This window comes from Nocardiopsis sp. NPDC058631 (assembly GCF_042716955.1).
Lineage (GTDB): Bacteria > Actinomycetota > Actinomycetes > Streptosporangiales > Streptosporangiaceae > Nocardiopsis.
The window spans coordinates 23,825-44,122 of the sequence record NZ_JBHXQY010000001.1; the positions used below are offsets into that span (position 1 = coordinate 23,825).

The window sequence follows — 20,298 nt, forward strand, 5'->3', positions numbered from 1 at the left end:
GGAGCGCTCCGCGTGCGCGGCCGTGCGGCGGCGGCCCCGGCCGGCGGCCCGGCCGGGGCGACCCGCTCAGTCCCCGTAGAGCTCGGCCAGCGCGGTCCCGTACCTCTCCCTGACGACCCGCCGCCGGAGCTTGAGCGAGGGGGTCAGCTCCCCGGTCCCCGGCCCCCACTCCTCGGTGAGCGTCCGGTGGTACTTGATCTGCTCGGCCCGGCTGAGCCGCCTGTTGGCCGCCTCGACCGCGCGCCCCAGCTCCGCCGCCACCTCGGGGTGGGCGGCCAGCGCCTCCCAGTCCCCTCCGGTGTCGATGCCCCGCGCCGCCGCCCACACCGGGGCCGTCTCCCGGTCGAGCACCAGCAGGGCCACCAGGTAGGGCCGCCTGTCCCCGTGGGCGTACGCCTGGCCGACCAGCGGATGCTCCTTCAGGGCGTTCTCCACCAGTGCGGGCGAGACGTTCTTGCCGTTGGAGGTGACGATCAGCTCCTTCTTGCGGTCGGTGATCCACAGGTAGCCGTCCTCGTCCAGCCGGCCGACGTCACCGGTGGCGAACCAGCCCTCGGCGTCGGTGGCGGGCAGGACCGTCCCGTCCGGCCCCAGATAGCCGCCGAACACCGACTCCCCCCGCAGGAACACCTCGCCGTCGTCGGCGACCCGGAGCTCCACACTGCTGATGGGGCGGCCGACCGACCCCAGGCGGAACCCCGTGGAGGGGGTGTTGGCCGTGGCCACCCCCACGCACTCGGTGAGCCCCCAGGCATCCATGACCACGATGCCGAGCCCCGCCCAGAACCGCACGACCTCCAACGGCATGGGCGCCGACGCGCTGGCCGCCCAGGTCACCCTGTCCAGCCCGATCCGGGCCAGGAGGGGGTGCAGAACCAGGGCACGGACCTCGTCGAAGCGCTCCTGGAGTTCGGCGGGCACGGGCCCGCCGCGTTCGCGCACGGCGGTGTGTTCCGCCGCGACGGCCATGGCGTCCTCCACGGCGGTCCGCCACTCGTCGGGCAGCTGGGCGATCCCCACCCGCACGGCGGACGCGAGTTTCTCCCACACGCGCGGTACGCCGAAGAACTGGGGCGGCCGCACCTCCTGGAGGACGCCCACGAGGTCCTGGGGGTCCGGGCACATCCACACGTGGGAGGCGCGCATGACCGGGAGGTAGAGGCCGAGGACCCGCTCGGCGATGTGGGCCAGCGGCAGGTAGCAGATGTGGGCGGGCGACTCCGGCAGCTCCACGACCGCGTCCACGGCGGTGGCGTTGGCGATCATGTCGTGGTGGGTGATCGCCACACCCTTCGGATCACCGGTGGTCCCCGACGTGTACAGGACCGTGAGCAGGTCGCCGGGGGTCAGGTCCAGCCAGCGCTCGAACGCGGCGCCGCCGGGGGTGCCGGACAGGTCCTCGTAGGGGGTGTGCCCGCGCCCGGTGTCGGCCCCGTCCACCACGACCAGGGTGGCCAGTGGCGTGTCCGGGTCGGAGACCAGCCCCTCCCAGACCGCGGCGACCGCCGCGTTCTCGACCACCGCGAGCCGGGCGCGGCTGTGCCGGACGATATGGGCGACCTGCTCGGGCGCCGCGGTGTTGTAGACGGTGGTGGGGACCGCGCCCGCGTGGACGAGGGCGAGGTCGCAGAGCCAGTGCTCGGACCGGTTGCCCATCATCAGCAGGACGCGGTCGCCGGGTTCGACCCCGTGGGCGGCGAAGCCCTCGGCGAGTTCGGCGACCCGTTCGCGGGCCTGCGCCCAGGTGAGCGTGGTCCATGCGGTGGACCCGGCCTCCCGCCAGGACAGCGCGGGGGAGTCGGAGTGCTCGCGCGCGGTGCGCGCGAGCAGTTGTGGAAGGGTGAGGTCGGTGGGGACAGTGGGGGGCATACATGCTCCTGGCGGTCGTCCTGACACTGTGACCTGAAACACATTGGACTTTATCATTTCCCTCACAAAAGGGATATTCTTCGTCCTTGATTGTTTTTCGGATAACAGCGTGGATAAACCGGCGTATCCGTGTTTTCCCACACGGAGACGGGGAGCGGCCCCGGGGGCACACGGGCGAGCAAGGCCCCGGGGCGCGGGTGTTCGGCGCCCCTGCTTCCCGGTTGTGGGGAAGCAGGGGCGGCACGGGCCCGGTGGTGCCTCCCGGTCAGCGCGGACGCGGGTGCAGGTGGCTGGTGACCGCGAGCCGGTTGTACAGGTTGATCATCGCGATCGCGGCGATGAGGGCGGCCAGTTCCTGGTCCTCGAAGTGTTCGGCCGCGGCGTCGTAGGTCTGGTCCGACACCCCGTGTTCGCCCAGCCGGGTGATCTCGTCGGTGAGCGCGAGGGCGGCCCGCTCCGCGTCGGTGAAGACGGACCCCGCCTCGTACCAGGCGGAGACGAGGAACAGCCGCTGCTGCTTCTCTCCGGCGTCGAGGGCGGCCCGTGTGTGCAGGTCGACGCAGAAGGAACAGCCGTTGGTCACCGAGGCGCGCAGCTTCACCAGTTCCAGGAGGGTCGCGTCCAGGTGGCCGGCGACGATTTTGTCGATCTCGTCCAGTTTTCCGTAGACGTCGGGGAGTTTCTTCGCCCAGACCACGCGCGTCCTGGCCACGGGAACCGCCTTCCTCGTAGGGCACCCCTCCCGCTTTCCGTCCGGGCGGGCCGGGTGTCACCGGTGCACTGCCGCCAACGCTACCAACGCCGGACCTCCCGGTGCCGGGCCGCCTCCGGCCACCGTTCTCCCCCACGGGAAGGGTGTGCTGTGACAACCGCGGACACCGTTCTTTCCCTCTGTCCTTTTTCGGCCGCCGGTGTGACGTTTTCTGGTGATCCCGGGTGTCCGCACCCGGAGGGAAGGCGTGCCCGCCGCACCGCTACCGGTGGCCCCGACGGGCGGAGGGAGAGGGGCCCGCCCCGTGCGGGCCGCGCCCGTCAGTCCCCCGACCGCGCGTCGTGGGTGAGCAGGGCCAACTGCACCCGGCCCGACAGGTCCAGCTTCGTGAGCGCGCTGGACACGTGGGCCTTCACCGTCCCCATGGACATGTACAGGCGATCCGCGATCTCCGCGTTGGACAGGCCCGCGGTGACGGCCTCGGCCACCTCCCGCTCCCGTTCGGTGAGCAGCGCCATCCGCCGCCGTGCCAGCTCCCTGCGCGTGGGCGCCTCGGAGCGCTCGACCGGATCGTCCCCCGCCACCCGGTCCATCAGGGCGCGGGCCACGCCCGGTGAGAGCACGGGCTCGCCCGCCGCCGCCCGGAGCACCGCCTCCACGATCCGCGCGGGCTCGGTGTGCTTGAGCAGGTACCCGGCGGCACCGGCGCGCAGCGCCCGCACCACCGTGGCGTCGGCGTCGAACGTGGTGAGAACGATGACCCGGGGCCGCACCCCTCCCTCGTCGGGCCCGGCGACCGGGCCGCCACCGCCAGCGCCAGCGCCGCCGCCCGCGCCGCCGCCCCGCAGGCCCTCGGTGGCGGTGATGCCGTCCATCCCGGGCATCCGCACGTCCATCAGCACCACGTCGGGACGGTGCTCGGCCACCGCCGCGGCGACCTCGGAACCGTCCCCGGCCTCGCCCACCACGACGATGCGGCCGCCGCCGGAGAGCATCATCCGCAGCCCCGTCCGCACCAGCGGGTCGTCGTCGACGAGGAGCACACGCACGGGTTCGCCAGGCACGGCCACCACTATGGCACCTGCGCGGACCCGGGCCACGGCAGGGTGGCGACCAACCGGAACTCCCCGTCCTCCGGGCCGTGGACGAGCTCGCCGCCCTCCAGGGCGACCCGTTCGGCCAGACCCGTCAGCCCCGCCCCCGCCCCCGGTATCTCGCTGGGGACCACCCCGACCGGCAGCGCGCTGGCCACCGACACCTCCAGGCCCCGTCCGGGGCCGCCGCGCACCCGCACCCCCACCCTCGCCCCGGGGGCGTGCTTGCGCGTGTTGGTCAGGCCCTCCTGCACCACCCGGTAGACGGTGCGCGCCACCTGCCCTCCCGGCGAGGCCCCACCGGGGACGTCGAGGTCCCACCCGACACGCTGTCCCGCGGCGACCGCCTCCTCCACCAGGCGCCCGACGTCGGCGAGCCCCGGTGCGGGCCCGACGGTACCGGCGTGGTCGTCCGCCTCACCGGGCGCGGTGTCGGAGGAGCGCAGCACCGCCAGGACCCCGCCCAGTTCCTCCAGGGCGCGGTGCGCGTTGTCCCGGATGACCCGGACGGCCGCGCCCAGTTCCGCGGCGTCCAGCGGTGCGGCGGTACCCGCCTCGGCCCGTTCGGTCCTGTAGGCGAGGGCTCCGGCGTGCACCGACAGCAGGGACATGCGGTGTGCGACCACGTCGTGCATCTCCCGCGCGATGCGGCGGCGCTCCTCGGACCGGGCGTCCTCCAGACGGCGCTCGCGGTCGGCGCGCTCGCGCCGTACGTCCGCCCGCAGGCGCTCGACCAGCTGGCCGCGGGTCCGGATGGCCACGCCCCAGCCGACGCTGGCCGCGACGAGGGACAGTGCGAGCGCGACGGAGAGGATGCTCTCCATCCGGCCGGGCGGGACGGTGAGCAGCCAGGGCAGGCCCAGGACCGTGGTGACCGCCACCGCCCACGCCGCCTGCTGCCACGGGCGTCGGACGGCGAGCCCGACGAGGGCGATGACCAGGGCGGCGGTGGCGGAGTTGGAGAACGCCGCGACCACGCACAGGACCATGGCCACGGCCAGGGGGCTGCTGCGGCGCCACCACAGGGCCAGGCAGCCGACCGCGCCGCCGACCACGTCGGGCACGAACAACCACTGCGGCACGTAGTGCGACAGGCCGATCAGGTGCACGAGGAGGTAGCCGGCGGAGACGTTGGCCCACCACAGGAGGGCGAGCGCGAACAGCAGGGCGTCCGTCACCACGTCGCGGGCGCGTCCGCCGGTACCGCCGGACGCGCCCGCGTCCCCGGGGTCCGCCCCGTCCCGGGTGTCCGTACCGGCCACCGACGGTGTCGCGCGCACTGGCCGCCTCCCTCACCTCGGCACAAGCCTAAGCCGACGCCCTCCCCCCGCGCCTCGGTCCGACGGCCGCCCCCGGGTGGCCGGTCGGACCGTCGGTTCTGACCACTCGGACGATGCGCCCGGGCCCGCGCGGCGCCAGTGTGGGGGGATGAGTGACGATGCGCCCGCACTGGAACTGGTCGGGCTGACGAAGACCTTCAACGGGACGCGGGCGGCCGACGGGGTGTCCCTGTCCGTCCCGCGCGGAGCGACGCTGGGCCTGGTCGGGCCCAACGGGGCGGGCAAGACCACGTCGCTGTCCATGGCGGTGGGTCTGCTGCGCCCGGACAGCGGGACCGCGCGGGTGCTGGGCGCGGACGTGTGGTCGGACCCGATCACCGCCAAACGCCTGCTGGGGGTGCTGCCGGACGGGCTGGCGCTGCCGGAGCGCCTGACCGGCGGCGAACTCCTCGACTACTGGGGGCGGTTGCGCGGACTCGGCCGGGAGGTGACCCGGGCACGGGCCGGGGAGCTGCTGCGCGTGCTGGAGCTGGACGGCGCCGAGGAGGACTCCGTCCTGGTCGCGGAGTACTCGACGGGTATGCGCAAGAAGATCGGTCTGGCCACCGCCCTGCTGCACGCCCCGAAGCTCCTGGTGCTGGACGAGCCGTACGAGGCGGTCGACCCGGTGTCGGCGCGGGTGCTCACGGCGATCCTGCGGCGGTTCACCGACGGCGGCGGCACGGTGGTGATCTCCAGTCACGTGATGGCGCTGGTGGAGCAGCTCACCGACCGCGTGGCGATCATCGCCCGGGGCCGGGTCCTGGCCGACGGGTCCCTGGAGGCCGTGCGGGGGGTGGACGCCACCTTGGAGGACACCTTCGTCCGCCTGGTGGGCGCCCGCGAGGTCGGGGAGGGGGAGCTGACGTGGCTGGCCTCCTGATCCGGCTGAAGTTCACCCTGCTGGGCCACTCCGCCACGGGGATGCGTCTGCTCGGCATCGCCCTCACGGCCCTGGGACTGGGACTCACCTGGTATTTCGCCCTGGCCGCGGGTTCGGACGACGTGCGGGCCGACCTGCTCGGCCTGGTGTTCGCGGTGTGGGCGGCGGCGTGGATGCTGGGTCCGACCGTCGCCAACGGTACGGGGGTCCTGCGCTCGCAGTACTTCGCGCTGCTGCCCCTGGACCGGCGCAGGCTGGGCGCGCTCCTCCTGGTGACCATGTTCTTCGACATCGGCCCCGCCCTGACCCTGGTGGCGCTGGCCGCCCTGGCCTGGCACGCGTGGGCGGTGGACCCGGCGGCCCTGCTGGTGGCGGTCCCCGGGTTCCTGCTCCTGTGGGTGTTCGTGATCTCCCTGTCCCGGCTGGTGTTCCGTGCCCTGGGAGCGGCCATGCACTCGCGGTTGGGGATGGAGATCGCGTCGGTGCAGTGGGGGCTGATCCTCGCCGGGCTCTTCTTCGGTTGGATGGCGGTCCAGCCCGCGTTCTCGGCGACGCTGAGCCTGAGCGAGAACGGTCTGGGCGAAGGTGCCGTCGGCACCGTGCTGGCCGTGCTGCCGACCTCGTGGCCGGTACTCGCCGTCCAGGCCGCGGCGGCGGGTTCGTGGGGGGTGGCCGCCGCCTGGCTGGGAGCGCTGGCGCTGCTCACCGGGGTCCTGGCCGCGGTGACCGCTGTGCTGCTGGCCCCCCGGGTCGGGGCGCGCGGCGTGCGGCGCCGGAGCAGGCCGCTGGGGGCGCGCCCCCTGACGGGTGGGGCTCCCGGGTTCTCCCTGCTGCCGGACACCCCCCTGGGCGCGGTGGTCGGCAAGGAGCTGCGCCAGTGGTGGCGCGACCCGTGGCGCGGCCTGGAACTGCGCGCGTCCCTGTGGGCGGCGCTGTTCGTCGGCCTGCTGACCTGGACCGGCGACTCGTTCTCCTTCCTCACCCCGTTCGCCGGTGTGATCGCCGCGTTCATCATGGTGCTGGCCACCGCGAACATGTACGGGCACGACGGCACGGCGATGTGGCTGACGGTGGTCGGCCAGGACCGGGACTCGATCCGCGCCGACGTGCGGGGACGCCAGGTGGCGATCCTGCTGCTGATCGTGCCGGGCTCGACCCTGATGAGCGCGGCGTTCATCCTGGCGACGGGCTCGCACTGGGCGTGGCCCCTGGTGATCACCGGGATGGCGGTCTTCTTCGGGGTGGGCAGCGGGCTGTCGCTGCTGTTGTCGGTGGTGGCGCTCTCCCCGGGGGTGGACCCCCAGCTGAGGGTGGACGCCAACGACACGGGCGACAACCAGGTACAGGTGTGGATCGCGATGCTGGCGCTGCCCGTGCTCTCGGCTCCCGCCGTGCTCGCCGCCGTGTTCCTCGGCCTGGCCGGCCTGCCGTGGCTGGCGGTGCCGGTGGGCCTGCTCAACGGGGCGCTCGCGGCCTGGTGGCTGGGCCGGGTCGCGTACCGGCGGCTGGATGCCCGGCTGCCCGAGACGTTCACCAGGATCAGGTACGGCAAGGAGATCGCCCTGCGGACGGTGGCGAAGGACGGCTCCTGGCTGGATCGGCTGGAGCGCACCGCCATCAAGGGCAACGCCGAGACGAGGCCGACCGGCTCCTGAGCTCCCGGGGCCGGGCACCCGGGTACCGGGCGCGGCGCGATCCGGGACGGGGATCGCGCCGCGCCGTCCCCCGTGCGGGGCCGTGCGCGGCGCCGCACCGCGGGTGCGTGCGCGCCCCGCCCGGTCAGACCTGGGGTGTGACGCGTACCGCGGCGAAGACGCCGGTGAGCCCGTCCAGGAAGGCCGAGAGCGCCAGCTCGAAGCTCGCGTCGTCGATCTCGGTGGCGTGCTCGGCGAGCCGGTGGGCCTGCGACAGGTTGGGGTAGCGGTCCCGGTAGACGCGTACGTCGTCGTCGAACCCCCGGGCGAAGGAGTTGGTCGCCGCGCCCACGATCAGGTACTTCGTGGATGCGCCGATCATCGTGGCGTAGCGGGGCGGCCAGCCCGCGCCCACCAGCCCGCCGTGCACGGCGTCGGCGCGCCGCAGCGCCTCCTCGCGGCGGCCGGGACCGGCGGAGACGACCGGGAGGAGGTGGGGGTGCTCGGCGAGGGCGTCGCGGTAGGAGCGCGCCCAGACGGTGAGGCCCTCGCGCCAGTCGCCGCCGTCGAACCCCGAGACGTCGATGTGGGCGGTGACCGCGTCCGCGACCTCGGTGAGCAGTTCCTCCTTGGTCCGGTAGTGGCTGTACAGGGAGGCGGCCTGCACGTCGAGTTCCTGGGCGAGCTTGCGCATCGAGAGCCCGTCCAGCCCGTCGCGGTCGATGAGCGCGAGCGCGGCCTGGCGAATGGCGGGTCTGCTCAGGATCGGCGTCCTGGGTCGGGCCACGGGGTATCCCTTTCTCCGCTGCGGGGGGGCACCGGGTCCCTCCGGCGTCCGGCCCGATCATCGCACGTCAGTGCACGGCGCACGGCCGCTCACCGGACTCCGCGCCGGGGCCGGGGCCGTGGGGGCGGGACTCCCGGCACCTCCCGGCGCACCGCCCGGACGCGTGGGAACCCCGATGCGGTGACCTCTTGCACGTACGGCCCTGTACACCGTACCCTCAAATAACCGAACACTGTTAGGTTATTGGGGAGCAGGCCGTGATCGATTTCTCGTTGAGCGAAGAACAGCGCGCCGTACGCGACTGGGTGCGGACCTTCGTCGAGCGGGAGCTGATGCCGTTGGAGAACGAGGTGCTGCGCAGGGAGCGCGAGGGGCACCCGCCCGGCCTGAACTCCGAGGAGCGCACCCGCCTGCGCGAACTGGCCCGCAAGTCCGACTTCTGGGGCGTGGAGACGCCCACCGAGTACGGCGGGATGGGCCTGGACGCGGTCACGGCGGCGGTCATCGAGATCGAGCTGGGCAGGACCTTCCTGACCTTCAAGTTCGGCGGCGAGGCCGACAACATCCTGTACCACGCCAACGAGGAGCAGAAGGAGCGCTACCTGCTGCCCACCATCGCCGGTGAGCGCCGCTCGTGCTTCGCGATCACCGAGCCGGGCGCGGGCTCCGACGCCAAGGCGATCCGCGCCCGCGCGGTGCGCGACGGCGACGAGTGGGTCATCAACGGCGAGAAGACCTTCATCACCGGCGGCAACGAGGCCGACTTCGCCATGGTCTTCGCGGTCACCGACCCGGACAAGGGCGCCAACGGGGGCGTGACCTGCTTCCTGGTCGACCGCGACGCGGGCTGGACCTCCGAGCCCATCGACACCATGGGCGAGCGGCGTCCCGCGTCCCTGGTCTTCCAGGACGTGCGCGTTCCCCACGAGAACATCCTGGGCGAGGAGGGCCACGGCTTCTCCCTCGCCATGAAGTGGATCGGCAAGGGCCGCTACCTGCTGCCCGCCCGCGCGCTCGGCGGGTGCGAGCGCCTGCTGGACATGGCGATCGAGTACTCGCGGACCCGGGAGACGTTCGGTGCGCCCATCGCCGACCGCCAGGCCATCCAGTGGATGATCGCCGACTCCCAGACCGAGATCGAGGCGCTGCGCCTGCTGGTCCTGCACGCCGCGTGGCAGGTGTCCGTGGGCCGGGACTCGCGCCACGCGCAGTCCATCGCCAAGCTCTTCGGCGGTGTGAAGGCGAACGAGATCGTCGACCGGGTCATGCAGATCCACGGCGGTATGGGCTACACCCGCGAACTGCCGATCGAGCGTTTCTACCGCGACGTCCGGCTGCTGCGCATCTTCGAGGGGACGGACGAGATCCAGCGCCGCACGATCGCCCGCGACCTGCTCAAGGGCCACATCAAGGTGGGCGCAACCTTGGGCTAGGCGGACGAAGGGGCCCGGACCGCGCCCACGGGCGCGGCACGGGCCCCTTCTCGCTCCGCGAGGCGGGGTGCCGGGGTCCGGTTAGCGGACACCGACCAGGTCGCAGACGAAGATCAGGGTCTCGCCCGGCTTGATGGCGCCGCCGGCGCCGCGGTCGCCGTAGGCCAGGTCCGCGGGGATGACCAGCTTGCGCCGACCGCCCACGCGCATGCCCATGACGCCCTGGTCCCAGCCCTGGATGACCTGGCCGGCGCCGAGGCGGAAGCTCAGCGGGGCTCCGCGGTTCCAGCTGGCGTCGAACTCCTCGCCGCTGGAGAAGGCGACGCCCACGTAGTGGACGTCGACGGTGCTGCCGTGTCCGGCCTGCGCGCCTTCGCCGACCTCGATGTCGGTGATCTCCAGTTCGGCGGGCGGCGGGCCCTCGATGAAGTCGATCTCCGGACGCTCAAGCGCCATGGTGGTACCCCTCGTGTGTGCAGTGGGAACAGAAGAGGCCCAGGGTATCGGCGCGCGGGCACCCCCTTGTGCGCCCGGTCCGGAGAACCCGGCCGGCCACTGCGGGGAGGGCCGCGCAACGTCAGAGGGCTCCGACCGTCGCCGCGATGACGTGGCCGTGCCCTTCGACCTTGATCGGTCCGCTGTCGGCCTGCACGAACACCGACTCGCCGCGTTGCAGCGTCAGGCCCTGGCCGACCTCCGCGACCAGTTCCACCCGGCCGCGCAGGGCCAGCACCACGGTCGGCCCCTCCCCCGGCAGGTGGGCCGTGACGCGGCCCGGTCCGATCTCGTGCAGCGCGAACTCGGGCGCGGCAGGACGGAACTCCCGCCTCCCCTCCAGGAACCCGGGTTGGGCGTAGGGGATCGGCAGCACCGAGAAGTCCACCACGTCCAGGAGCTCGGACGCGTCCACGTGCTTGGCGGTCAGGCCGGCGCGCAGCACGTTGTCGGAGCTGGCCATCACCTCGACCGCGGTCCCCTGGAGGTAGGCGTGCAGGTTGCCGGCGGGCAGGAACAGGGCCTGACCGGGCCACAGGGTGACCCGGTTGAGCAGGAGCGAGGCGACCGCACCCGGGTCGCCCGGATAGCGGGTGGCCAGGTCGACGACGATGTCGCCGTGGAGCCCGTGCGGACCGGACGCGGACCACTCGGACACGAAGTCGTCGAGCAGGCGGTCGCGGTGGCGGTCGGGAAGGGTGAGCAGGCGGGTGAGGCCCGCGCGCAGGGCCGCGTGGGTGTCGGACACCGCCAGGTCCCCGCGCAGCAGCACGGCCAGCTCACACGTGAGTCCGCTCAGCTCCGCGGCGGTGGCCGCGGGCTCCCGGAAGCCGCACAGCGCCTCGAAGGGTTCCAGGGCGAGCAGGAGTTCGGGTTTGTGGTGGGGGTCGCGGTAGTTGCGGTGGGGCGCGTCGACCGGGATGCCCGCGCGCTCCTCGGCGTCGAACCCGGACCGGGCGCGGGTCGCGTCGGGGTGCACCTGGAGGGACAGGGGCGCCTCGGCGGCCAGGAACTTGAGGAGGAAGGGGAGGCGTCCGCCGAACCGGTCGGCGGTCGCGCGCCCCAGCACCCGGCCGGGGTCGTCGGCGATCAGGCGGGGCAGGGGTCTGGGCCCGTCCTCGCAGTGGGCGGTGCTCGGGGCCCCGTGGTGGGCGCCCAGCCAGAGCTCGGCCTGGGGTGTGCCGTCGGGGTCGGTGCCCAGCAGCCGCGGGATGGCCGCGCGTGCTCCCCAGGCGTACGGTCGTACCTGGTTGGTGAGCCTGTGCATCCGCCCCCCGCTTTCCCGTCTGCGTGTTCTCACCCCGTGGACGCTCCGGCGAGGTGGCAACAGTCTCGCGAAGGGAGCCGTCCCGGTCGACACGGCACGCCCCTCTTGTTGAGGTAGTGCACACTTCACCTCGCGGGGTGGGCAGGCACCCGACTCCTGCGGGGCCCGGCAGCGGCTACGAAGTTACTGGGAAGTAAACCATGATCGTGGACACGTGAACAGCACCGCGTGGTCACCTTCCGAAGACTCGGATGACACCCGTTTCCAGGGGCGCGGACACCGTGTCCGGCGTGGCGGGCGCGGTCGCACCGACTGTCGCACCGGCCCGCTACCGTATCCCGGTCGTGAACGTTCCCGAGGCGTGAGGCGGATCCATGAGACTACGACAGGGAGGCCCGGCCGACCTGCCGGTGGTCCTGGCCATGTTCGACGACACCGTCGCGTGGTTGGCCGCGCGCGGGCTGTCCGGGCAGTGGGGCGACCAGCCGTGGTCTCGCGACCCCGACCGGGTGCGGCTCGTCGAGGAACTGGTCGCCGACGGGCTGTGGGTGGCCGAGGCGGGCGGCTCCCCCGCCGGTGTCCTCACCGTCCGCGAGCAGGCCCCCGAGTACGCGCCCCCGGCCGGGGAGCGCGAACTCTACGTGCGCCTGCTGCTCGTGTCCCGCGACCACACCGGGGCCGACGTCGGCGGCAAGCTGCTCGCGTTCGCCCGCAGGCAGGCGCGCGGCAACGGCGTCGCACTGGTGCGTGTGGACTGCTGGTCCGGCGGCGACGGTGCGCTCATCCGCTACTACGAGGGCCAGGGCTTCACCCCGACCGTGCGGGCGCCCGTGGGCGAGAGGGAGGTCCAGATCCTCCAGATCCGGCCCTGATCCGGCGTCCCTCACCGTCGGCGGCGCACCTTGTCCGAGGCCTCCACCAGGCGGTCGATCATCTGCTGGGTGAGCGCCGGGTCGGGCTGGGGCAGACCGGCGATCGCCGACATGTACAGCCCGTCCCCCGCACGCAGGATGATCTCGGCCAGGACCGGGTCGGTGAGCTCCTCGTGCAGCAGCCTCCCCCAGTGGGAGAACAGGTACTGGACCGTGCGGGTGGCCTCCTCGGGCATGTCCTCCTGGCCGCGCAGGGCGGCGATGACCGCCCAGTACAGCTCGCGTTCCTCCGGGCTCCGCGGCAGCGACGTGCGCAGGAACACGCGCACCACGCCCTCGCCGCCCTCCCGGGCCTCGCGGAACTCCTCCTCCGCCAGTACGCTCAGGCGTTCGATGAGCCCGGTGAGCATCGCCGCCTTCGACGGGAAGTGGTACAGGAGCCCGCCCTTGGACACCGAGGCCGCGCGGGCGACGGCCTCCAGGGTCACCCCGGAGTAGCCCTCGCCGATGAGGATGTCCTGCAGGGAGTCGAGAATTCGGTCGCGGGTGTTGGAAGCGTTCACGATTGACACTGTACCGTCCGGACGGTACTGTACCGCCTGGACGGTTGAAGAGTCCCGCGGCGCACCCGCGGTCGACCAGACTTCCCGCCCCGCCCGACCCGGAGTCCTCTGCCTCCCCTCGGGCCACAACCGCGCCCCCATGCAGGGTGCGCGCAACCAGCAACACGTTACGAGGAAAGATGAGCTCCGCCAAGGCCGGAACCGGCCCCACCAACGCGCGCGCCCGCGACCAAGCGGCACCCGCCCTCGCCGGGCCGCGGGAATGGGCCGCCCTCGCCGTCCTGGTCCTGCCCGTGGTCCTGATCTCGGTCGACTCGACCGTGCTGGGGTTCGCCGTCCCGGCGCTGAGCGAGGACCTGCGGCCCACCGCGGGCCAACTGCTGTGGATCGTCGACGTGTACGGCTTCGTCCTGGCAGGCCTGCTGATCACCATGGGGTCGCTCGGTGACCGCATCGGCCGCCGGCGCCTGCTCATGATCGGCTCCGCTGCGTTCGGCACGGCCTCCCTGATCGCCGCGTTCGCCCCCACGGCGGAGACCCTGATCCTGGCCCGCGCCCTGCTCGGGCTGGCGGGCGCCTCCCTGATGCCGTCCACCCTGTCGCTGCTGCGCAACACCTTCCTGGACGCGCGCCAGCGCCTGCTCGCCATCGCCCTCTGGGCCTCGGGCTTCTCCGGTGGCGCGGCACTCGGCCCCATCCTGGGCGGCTGGCTCCTGGAGCACTTCTCCTGGGGGGCGGTCTTCCTGATCAACCTGCCCGTCATGGCGCTGATCCTGGTCCTGGTCCCCCTGCTGGTGAGCGAGTCGCGCAACCCGGAGGCGGGGCGCCCGGACCTGTTGAGCGTGGTCCTGTCGATGGCCGCGATGCTGCCCGCCGTCTACGGGATCAAGAAGCTGGCCACCGAGGGCCTCGGCGCCCTGCCGGTCCTGTCCCTGGCCGTCGGCCTGGGCCTGGGCTACCTGTTCGTACGGCGCCAGAAGCAGCTCCGGGAACCGCTCATCGACGTGGGCCTGTTCCGCTACCGCGTGTTCAGCGTGGCCGTGGCCACGAACCTGATGATCGTGTTCTCGCTGGTGTCGTCGCTGTTCTTCCTGACGCAGTACCTCCAGCTGGTCCTCGGCATCTCACCGATGCGCGCCGGTTTCGTGCTGGTCCCCGGGCTCATCCTGTCGGTCCTGGCGAGCCTGGTCGCGGTGCGGGTGTCACGGCACCTGAGCCTGGCCACGGTGATCGGCGGGTCCCTCCTGGTGACCGCCTTCGGGTTCGCGGTCCTGGTCCTGGCCCCGGAGAGCGGCGTCACCACCGGGGTGGTGACCGTGGCACTCGGCTTCTCGCTCATCTCCACGGGCGCGGGCTTCGCCGAGACGCTGACCAACGGCGCGATCATGTCCGCCGCGCCGCCCGAGCGCGCGGGCGCGGCCTCGGCGATCTCCGAAACCGCCTACGAGCTGGGCGCGGCCCTGGGTGTCGCGGTGCTGGGCAGCGTGCTGACCGCCTCCTACCGGTCCCAGCTGACCGGTGTGGAAGGGGTGCCCCAGAACACCGTCGAGGCGGCGCGGGAGACCCTCGGCGGCGCCGCGAACGCCGCCTCCGACCTGGGCGGAGCCGGCGGTGCCGCCCTCATGGGCGCGGCCCGGTCCGCGTTCACCGACGGTATGCACCTGACCAGCGTCATCGCGGTGCTGATCGTGCTGGCCGCCGCCGCCCAGGTGTGGGTGCTGCTGCGCGGCCTGGACAACCCGGCGGTCGAGGTCCCCGAGGCACAGGCCCCCGTCCCGGAGGCCGCGGCGGACACCTCGGCGGCCGGCGCGGCGGGTCCCACCGAGGACGTGGAGACCGTCGGCGCCCCCGGGTCCGCGGGCCCCGCGGAACACCACGGCCCGTAACCGGACGCGGCGGAGCCGCCGCCGACCCGGTGGCGGACCGCGGGACGGCCCGCGGACGAGGCGGGGCGAGGACCCCGGAGGAGTTCCTCCGGGGTCCTCGCGTGTCAGGGGAGGCCGACCAGCTCGACGTCGGCGCCGTCCCAGCCCGGCGGCACCACCGCGTAGGCGTCGGCCAGCGCGGCGCCCCGGAGACTGCCGGGACGGTCGTGGCCGACGGGCACGGCCCGGCCGCCGGCCAGGCGCACCGCGACCAGCCTGGTGTCCACCGGGTGCGGCGCGACCCCGGGGTCCAGGACGGCCCGGGGCAGGCGCCCCCCGGGGTCGGCGCGGCCGGTCATGGCGCTCAGCAGGGGGACCAGCAGGGTCACCGCCGCGACCAGCGCCGCTCCGGGGTTGCCGGGCAGCCCCACGAACACGGTGCGGTCCGTGTACGCCAGCAACTGCGGGTGGCCGGGGCGGCAGGCGACGCCGTCCACCGCGACGGTGGCCCCCAGGTCGTCCAGGACCGAGCGGAAGTGGTCGGCCGGGCCCCGGGAGGACGAGCCGCACACGGCGACCACGTCCGCGTCGCCGGCCCCCGCCTCCGCGAGCAGCGCCGACCGGTCGTCGCCCAGGTGCCGTACGCGTTCGAGCCGCGCCCCGGCCCAGCCGGCGATCCCCGGCAGCAGCGGACCGATGGCGTCGCGGACCCTTCCCTCGCCGGGCAGTCCCTCGGTGGCGACCTCGTCACCGGTGACCAGGACCGCCAGCCGTGGACACGCCACGGGCAGGGTCTCGTGCCCCAGGCTCGCGGCCAGTCCGAGCACCGCCGGACCGATCACCGAGCCGCGCGTGAGAACCGTCTCACCGGCCGCGGTCTCCTCCCCCGCCCGGCGCACGTGGCGTCCCCGCTCCGCCCGGCCCTCCACGGCCCCGCCACGGGTCGCGGCACGTTCGTAGGGCAGGACGCTCTCGGTGCCCTCGGGGACCCGGGCCCCCGTGGCGATCTCCACGGCCTCGCCGGGCCGGAGCCCGGCACCGCTCGCGGGCGCGCCCGCGAGCTGCCTGCCCACCAGCCGCCAGGGGCCCGGCCCCGCCACCGCGAAGCCGTCCATGGCGGAGGCGTCGAAGGCGGGCAGCCCCACGAGGGCGCGGACGTCCGCGCCGAGGACCCCGCCCAGGGCCCGGTCCAGCGGCACCTCGCGCACGGCGGCGCCCCTGCGCCCGCCCAGCGCCACGGCCTCGGCGCGCGCCCGCGCCCACGACCGGTGCGCCCCGGGGGCCCCGGGGGCTCCGGGGTCCGTGGGGGCTCCTCGGGGCCCGTGTGCCTGCGGGACCGCGTCGGTCCCGGCCGCGCGGTGTGCGTCGTCGCGGCCGTGCCCCGCGGTCGCCCCGTCCTCCCCGGGGGCTCCGCCCCGGAGGGTGTCGCCGCGGATGTCACCGCTCCTGCCCATGCCGCCTCCCGGTCGTCGCGCCAACGCGCACCCAATTGTCCACCCGGGCGTGCCGAGTCGGACGCCACCGCTCCGCCCAGTCGTGCCAGGGCCCCGCGCGCCGTCGCGCGTCCCGCGGCGGCGGCCGTGCCGGGCAGGTGTCACCCCGGTTGCGGACCCGGTCCTCCCTGCGTCGATTTGCCGTCTGACGACTTTCCGCTAAAGTTCTTATCAGCAGCACGGAAGGGACCGCGGAGGACGCGGCCACCGACCAGGCAGCAAGCGGACGTGGCTCAGCTGGTAGAGCATCACCTTGCCAAGGTGAGGGTCGCGGGTTCGAATCCCGTCGTCCGCTCGGAGGAGACGCGAAGGCGCCCAGGCGCTTGCGTGCAACTCGGTGGAGTGGCCGAGAGGCGAGGCAGCGGCCTGCAAAGCCGTCTACACGGGTTCGAATCCCGTCTCCACCTCACAACCGCTTCGCGCGGGCGATTAGCTCAGTTGGTTAGAGCGCTACCTCGACACGGTAGAGGTCACAGGTTCGAGTCCTGTATCGCCCACCCGTTTGACCAGTTCAGGGCATGTTCCGGAGAGATCCGGCACATGCCCTTCGCTGTGCCCGACCGTCGCTTGACCGTGGCAGCGGACGGCACCCGGCAGCCCCGACCGGTCAGACGCGACACCGCACGGCCCTCTACGCGTCGGCGTGGTCCGCCCGCAAGAACCGGAGCAGGTCGGCGGTCGAGAGCCGGTACAGATCCCCGATCCGCACCGCATGCACCGGGAACTCTCCCGCCCGGGCGAGTTCGTACGCCTTGGTCCGCCCGATCCCCAGCACCCGCGCTGCGGTCATCGAGGCCCCGGTCGGCGGCGACCCCCGTGCCTGCGGTGAGCTCCACTCGACCACCCCCACGCCCGACGAGTCGACCAGGGCCACACGCCCAGGCGCCCCGCCGGTGCAGAACGGCTTACACCGCTTGGTCTGGGGCGAGGGGCAGCGGGCCCGCGCCTTGGGGGCCGACGTCTCCACAGCGGGGAACAGCGGGCCGTGCGGGCCCAGTGCGTACGCGTCCACGCGTACGGCGAGTATGCGCACCGGTTGTGTGCTCAACGTGAACCGGCGGTACTCGCGGTCCTTCGGGGGGTCCTTTCTCGATCAGGTCCCGGCAGGGGTTTCCAGGAACGGGGCAGCCGAACCCCATCGCTCCTTCGTCGACGTGTCCTCGTCGACCGCGCTGCTGAGGCGGACGGACAGACGACACCGTCGGCAGGCGGCCCCGGAGGGGGCTCGGGGCCCGCCGACGTCGGGGCATGGTCGGCACGGCGATCGCGGGACAGAGGGAGGGGCTCACGGCGGTTGTGGTCACTCCGCCGAGCACCGAACTCACGGGACGTCTTAGGCGTGGACCCGATGGTTCGCGTCTGTGCGCGGCACGAGCCGCACAGGGCGGACGAAGGGCCACGGGGGCGGAACGGGGTTCAGTATGACTCGTCCGAAGCATCGGGGTCGTTGAACCGGAAACCCACACCGCGGACGGTGACGATCCAGTGCGGTGCACCGAGTTTCTTGCGCAGGCTGCTCACGTGAGTGTCGATTGTTCGGCTGGCCAGGGGGGTGACCTCGTCCTGAACGACGTTGAACTGCCATACCCGGCGGAGAAGCTCGGCGCGGGAGAAAAGGGAGTCCGAGTGGGACGCCAGCAGGTGGAGCAGTTCGAACTCCTTGCGGGTCGCCTTGACCGACCGGTCGCCTACCCGCACCTCTCTCGTCGTGGGATGTATCGACAGCTCACCGAAGGCGAGCGCCGACGACGAGGAGACCCGGGAGCGTCTGAGCAGGGCACTGATACGTGCCATGAACTCCCGGCTGGAATAGGGCTTGTCGATGCAGTCGTCGCACCCGCCCTCCAGCGCCAGAATTCGATGCATCTCCGACGACGTGAACCCGATCATGGGTATGTCGCTCACCTTGCGTATCTCCCGACACAGGGTCAGGCCGTCGAAATCTTCAAGATCGAGATCAACGAGCACTAACTGGAATTCCTCATATCTGGACATCGCCTCGCCCCCGGTCGAGACTAATTCCCCCACGAACCCGTGCCTCCGCAGATCCCTGAGTATTTCATCGCAACCCTCGCAGTCCGCAACCACCAGAATGGGAGGGCCACCCCGAGTCATGCTGAAATTTTTCCCTACCATAGAAACGACCATTCAGTTCAAGTGAACCGATACAAAAAGAATGAACTGACGAAATCGAGCGATTATTCAATTCTAGATTCTTTGGAATTTTTTAGTGATAAAAGTCAACCCTTACACTTTTATCATGACATGGGGCCGTCTGTAAAGAGGCTGATTTCGTCCGGCCCGCTATCAGAGCGTCACGACAATACCCCAGCTCAAAGGGTTTGCCGACGCGTACGTCCTGGCCTTTGCCGGAAGATTTCCAGCGTGTTCGGGAAGGGTGCAACGGTCCGGGCACTTCGCCCGCACCGTGCCCGCCAGGTCGCGAGCACGGCCACCGCGGCGCGACGTCCGACCCACCTCTTGGACCTGACCGATGCCCCGTAGGCCCTGGTCGAGCCCCTGCACCCACCGGGGAACACCACCGGCCGTCCGGAGGCGGATCTGCGCGGCGACGTGGTGGACGCGATCGTGCACGCGGTGCGCACCGGTCGCTCCTGGCGGCGCCTGCCCGTGGGCTCCCCGCCCCGGTCCAGGACCTCATGTCCCGGCCCTTCTCACACGCGCTCCGACAGAAGGACCGGACGCAGGTGCGCGTAGGCCCAGGCCGCCAACGAGCTGTGCGTCGTGGTGACCACGTCCCGGGACTGTTCGGGGACCAGGTCGCGGGTGCCCGCCGCCATGCCGACGATGCCCTCGACCGCCCCGTCCTGCAGACCGGACGAGCGCAGCACCCCGCGCAGGTCGTCATCGCTCATGTGGCGCACCCGGATGTCCCGGCCGAGCACCTCGCTGAGGATCGCGGCGACACGCCGGTAACTCAGATCCTCCGGGCCGTGGACCGCCTGGACCCCGTGGCCCGTCCACTCGTCGTTCAGCAGGCGGGCGGCGGCGACGTCCCCGACGTCGCGGGGATCGACCCAGGGCATGGGCCGGTCGGGGTCGGCCGTCGTGGTGAGCACACCGTACGCGAGCGAGTCGGCGGCTCCCAGCAGATTGGTGAAGAAGTACCCGCAGCGCAGATGGAGCACGTCGGCTCTGGTGGCTTCGAACCGCTCCTCGATCTGGGCGAGGCCGTCGATATGGCCGGCTCCGCCGCGCTTCTCGGCCCCCACACTGCTCAGCAGCACGATCCGGTCGATCTCCCCCGCCTCCGCGGCCCGCGCGACCGCCTCGGCGGTCCGCCGTGAGACCGTGACCGGTTCGGGACACGTGTGCGGCGTGGGATCGACCCACAGGACGGTCCGGGCACCGGCGACCGCCGCACGGACGAAGGCGTCGTCGGTGAGGTCGCCCTGCCTGGCCTCGACCCGCCGACGGGTCTCCTCCCCGAGCCGCCCCGCGTCGCGGACCAACACCGTGGGCCTGACACCGGCCTGTATCAGCAGCCGCACCACGCGCGAGCCGACATGCCCGGTCGGCGTCGTCACAACGATCGTCATACCAGTGAACTTCCTTTAAGAGTCAGCGGGAGATCCGTCCTCACGGCCGTGAGCGCCGGGGCCGAGCAGCGTCCTCCGACCTGCCGGACGGACGCGTCAGTGAGGTGCAAACGTGGTCGGCGGAGGCGATGGAGCCGATCTGGACCTTACCGATTGACCTGCTGTTTCGCTGGGATATCGACGAAGTCGGGCCATCCGCGCCGGGGCGGGCGGCACCGTCGTGAGCGCCGGGGCGACGGGCCCTGTCGGGGCCTCCGGCACCGCGGTCGGCCAGGAGCGCCTCCGAGCGGGAGCAAGAGGCAGCGACAAAGAGATTTGAAAAACAATTTTAGAATACCTGAGTGCGCCCAATCCCCACTCCTGGATACGCTTCAGCGGAACCAGGGAACAGAAATTCTCTCGAAGGGGATTACATGCCCGAAACAAACACCCACTCGACCGATAGGGTCATC

17 protein-coding genes and 3 tRNA genes are annotated in these 20,298 nt (G+C 72.4%); 8 read left to right on the forward strand and 12 right to left on the reverse strand.

The genetic code is table 11. The features are described 5' to 3' along the window. Positions 1-66 precede the first annotated feature (66 nt). The 4 genes from ACFWTE_RS00135 to ACFWTE_RS00150 form a co-directional block, all read right to left on the reverse strand. Positions 67-1,869, reverse strand: coding sequence for an AMP-dependent synthetase/ligase (locus ACFWTE_RS00135; RefSeq protein ID WP_378776291.1), 1,803 nt, complete (start codon positions 1,867-1,869; stop codon positions 67-69). A gap of 265 nt (positions 1,870-2,134) precedes the next feature. After that, entirely contained in the window at positions 2,135-2,581 is a 447-nt protein-coding gene (locus ACFWTE_RS00140) for a carboxymuconolactone decarboxylase family protein (RefSeq protein ID WP_378776293.1), read from the reverse strand. A gap of 320 nt (positions 2,582-2,901) precedes the next feature. Continuing rightward, a complete protein-coding gene (locus tag ACFWTE_RS00145) occupies positions 2,902-3,654 on the reverse strand; it encodes a response regulator (RefSeq protein WP_378776295.1) in 753 nt (250 codons plus the stop codon). Beyond that, positions 3,654-4,955 (reverse strand): sensor histidine kinase, encoded by a 1,302-nt coding sequence (locus ACFWTE_RS00150; RefSeq protein WP_378776297.1) that lies wholly within the window; start codon positions 4,953-4,955, stop codon positions 3,654-3,656. The genes ACFWTE_RS00145 and ACFWTE_RS00150 overlap by 1 nt, the downstream gene beginning before the upstream one ends. Before the next feature lie 148 nt (positions 4,956-5,103). On the opposite strand from ACFWTE_RS00150, the gene ACFWTE_RS00155 reads away from it, so the two are divergent. Both ACFWTE_RS00155 and ACFWTE_RS00160 read left to right on the forward strand, forming a co-directional pair. Next, positions 5,104-5,877 (forward strand): ABC transporter ATP-binding protein, encoded by a 774-nt coding sequence (locus ACFWTE_RS00155; RefSeq protein ID WP_378776299.1) that lies wholly within the window; start codon positions 5,104-5,106, stop codon positions 5,875-5,877. Continuing rightward, complete coding sequence (locus ACFWTE_RS00160; protein WP_378776301.1) at positions 5,862-7,532, forward strand: hypothetical protein; 1,671 nt, start codon at positions 5,862-5,864, stop codon at positions 7,530-7,532. Before ACFWTE_RS00155 ends, ACFWTE_RS00160 begins: the two co-directional genes overlap by 16 nt. 124 nt (positions 7,533-7,656) lie before the next feature. On the opposite strand, the gene ACFWTE_RS00165 is transcribed toward ACFWTE_RS00160, so the two are convergent. Beyond that, entirely contained in the window at positions 7,657-8,298 is a 642-nt protein-coding gene (locus ACFWTE_RS00165; protein WP_378776303.1) for a TetR/AcrR family transcriptional regulator, read from the reverse strand. Between the two features lie 257 nt (positions 8,299-8,555). On the opposite strand from ACFWTE_RS00165, the gene ACFWTE_RS00170 reads away from it, so the two are divergent. Continuing rightward, entirely contained in the window at positions 8,556-9,731 is a 1,176-nt protein-coding gene (locus ACFWTE_RS00170) for an acyl-CoA dehydrogenase family protein (RefSeq protein WP_378776305.1), read from the forward strand. An 81-nt stretch (positions 9,732-9,812) separates the two neighbouring features. Here ACFWTE_RS00170 and ACFWTE_RS00175 read toward each other — a convergent pair whose 3' ends face one another. Both ACFWTE_RS00175 and manA read right to left on the reverse strand, forming a co-directional pair. Further along, entirely contained in the window at positions 9,813-10,187 is a 375-nt protein-coding gene (locus tag ACFWTE_RS00175; protein WP_378776307.1) for an FKBP-type peptidyl-prolyl cis-trans isomerase, read from the reverse strand. Positions 10,188-10,308: 121 nt separating this feature from the next. Then, positions 10,309-11,493, reverse strand: coding sequence for a mannose-6-phosphate isomerase, class I (manA, locus tag ACFWTE_RS00180; protein ID WP_378776309.1), 1,185 nt, complete (start codon positions 11,491-11,493; stop codon positions 10,309-10,311). A 374-nt stretch (positions 11,494-11,867) separates the two neighbouring features. On the opposite strand from manA, the gene ACFWTE_RS00185 reads away from it, so the two are divergent. Further along, positions 11,868-12,365, forward strand: coding sequence for a GNAT family N-acetyltransferase (locus ACFWTE_RS00185; RefSeq protein ID WP_378776312.1), 498 nt, complete (start codon positions 11,868-11,870; stop codon positions 12,363-12,365). Between the two features lie 11 nt (positions 12,366-12,376). On the opposite strand, the gene ACFWTE_RS00190 is transcribed toward ACFWTE_RS00185, so the two are convergent. Next, positions 12,377-12,928, reverse strand: a complete 552-nt coding sequence (locus tag ACFWTE_RS00190; RefSeq protein ID WP_378776314.1) for a TetR/AcrR family transcriptional regulator — start codon at positions 12,926-12,928, stop codon at positions 12,377-12,379. Between the two features lie 179 nt (positions 12,929-13,107). Here ACFWTE_RS00190 and ACFWTE_RS00195 point away from each other — a divergent pair, with 179 nt between their 5' ends. Further along, positions 13,108-14,814 (forward strand): MFS transporter, encoded by a 1,707-nt coding sequence (locus ACFWTE_RS00195; protein ID WP_378776317.1) that lies wholly within the window; start codon positions 13,108-13,110, stop codon positions 14,812-14,814. Between the two features lie 104 nt (positions 14,815-14,918). Here the strand turns inward: ACFWTE_RS00195 and ACFWTE_RS00200 are convergent, their stop codons facing one another. Continuing rightward, positions 14,919-16,247 carry a molybdopterin molybdotransferase MoeA gene (locus ACFWTE_RS00200; RefSeq protein WP_378776319.1) on the reverse strand — a complete coding sequence of 443 codons (1,329 nt, stop codon included), beginning with the start codon at positions 16,245-16,247 and terminating at the stop codon, positions 14,919-14,921. Positions 16,248-16,508: 261 nt separating this feature from the next. Here ACFWTE_RS00200 and ACFWTE_RS00205 point away from each other — a divergent pair. The 3 genes from ACFWTE_RS00205 to ACFWTE_RS00215 all read left to right on the forward strand — a co-directional run bounded on the left by ACFWTE_RS00205 (position 16,509) and on the right by ACFWTE_RS00215 (position 16,783). Then, positions 16,509-16,581: transfer RNA gene (locus tag ACFWTE_RS00205), tRNA-Gly, on the forward strand. Between the two features lie 41 nt (positions 16,582-16,622). Then, positions 16,623-16,693 (forward strand) — tRNA-Cys (locus ACFWTE_RS00210). A 16-nt stretch (positions 16,694-16,709) separates the two neighbouring features. Continuing rightward, a tRNA-Val gene (locus ACFWTE_RS00215) sits at positions 16,710-16,783 on the forward strand. A gap of 134 nt (positions 16,784-16,917) precedes the next feature. On the opposite strand, the gene ACFWTE_RS00220 is transcribed toward ACFWTE_RS00215, so the two are convergent. From ACFWTE_RS00220 to ACFWTE_RS00230, 3 genes are all read right to left on the reverse strand, one after another. Beyond that, positions 16,918-17,298 (reverse strand): helix-turn-helix domain-containing protein, encoded by a 381-nt coding sequence (locus ACFWTE_RS00220; RefSeq protein ID WP_378776321.1) that lies wholly within the window; start codon positions 17,296-17,298, stop codon positions 16,918-16,920. Positions 17,299-17,702: 404 nt separating this feature from the next. After that, entirely contained in the window at positions 17,703-18,401 is a 699-nt protein-coding gene (locus ACFWTE_RS00225; protein WP_378776323.1) for a response regulator transcription factor, read from the reverse strand. A 560-nt stretch (positions 18,402-18,961) separates the two neighbouring features. Then, complete coding sequence (locus ACFWTE_RS00230; RefSeq protein ID WP_378776325.1) at positions 18,962-19,846, reverse strand: NAD(P)H-binding protein; 885 nt, start codon at positions 19,844-19,846, stop codon at positions 18,962-18,964. Positions 19,847-20,298 lie beyond the last annotated feature (452 nt).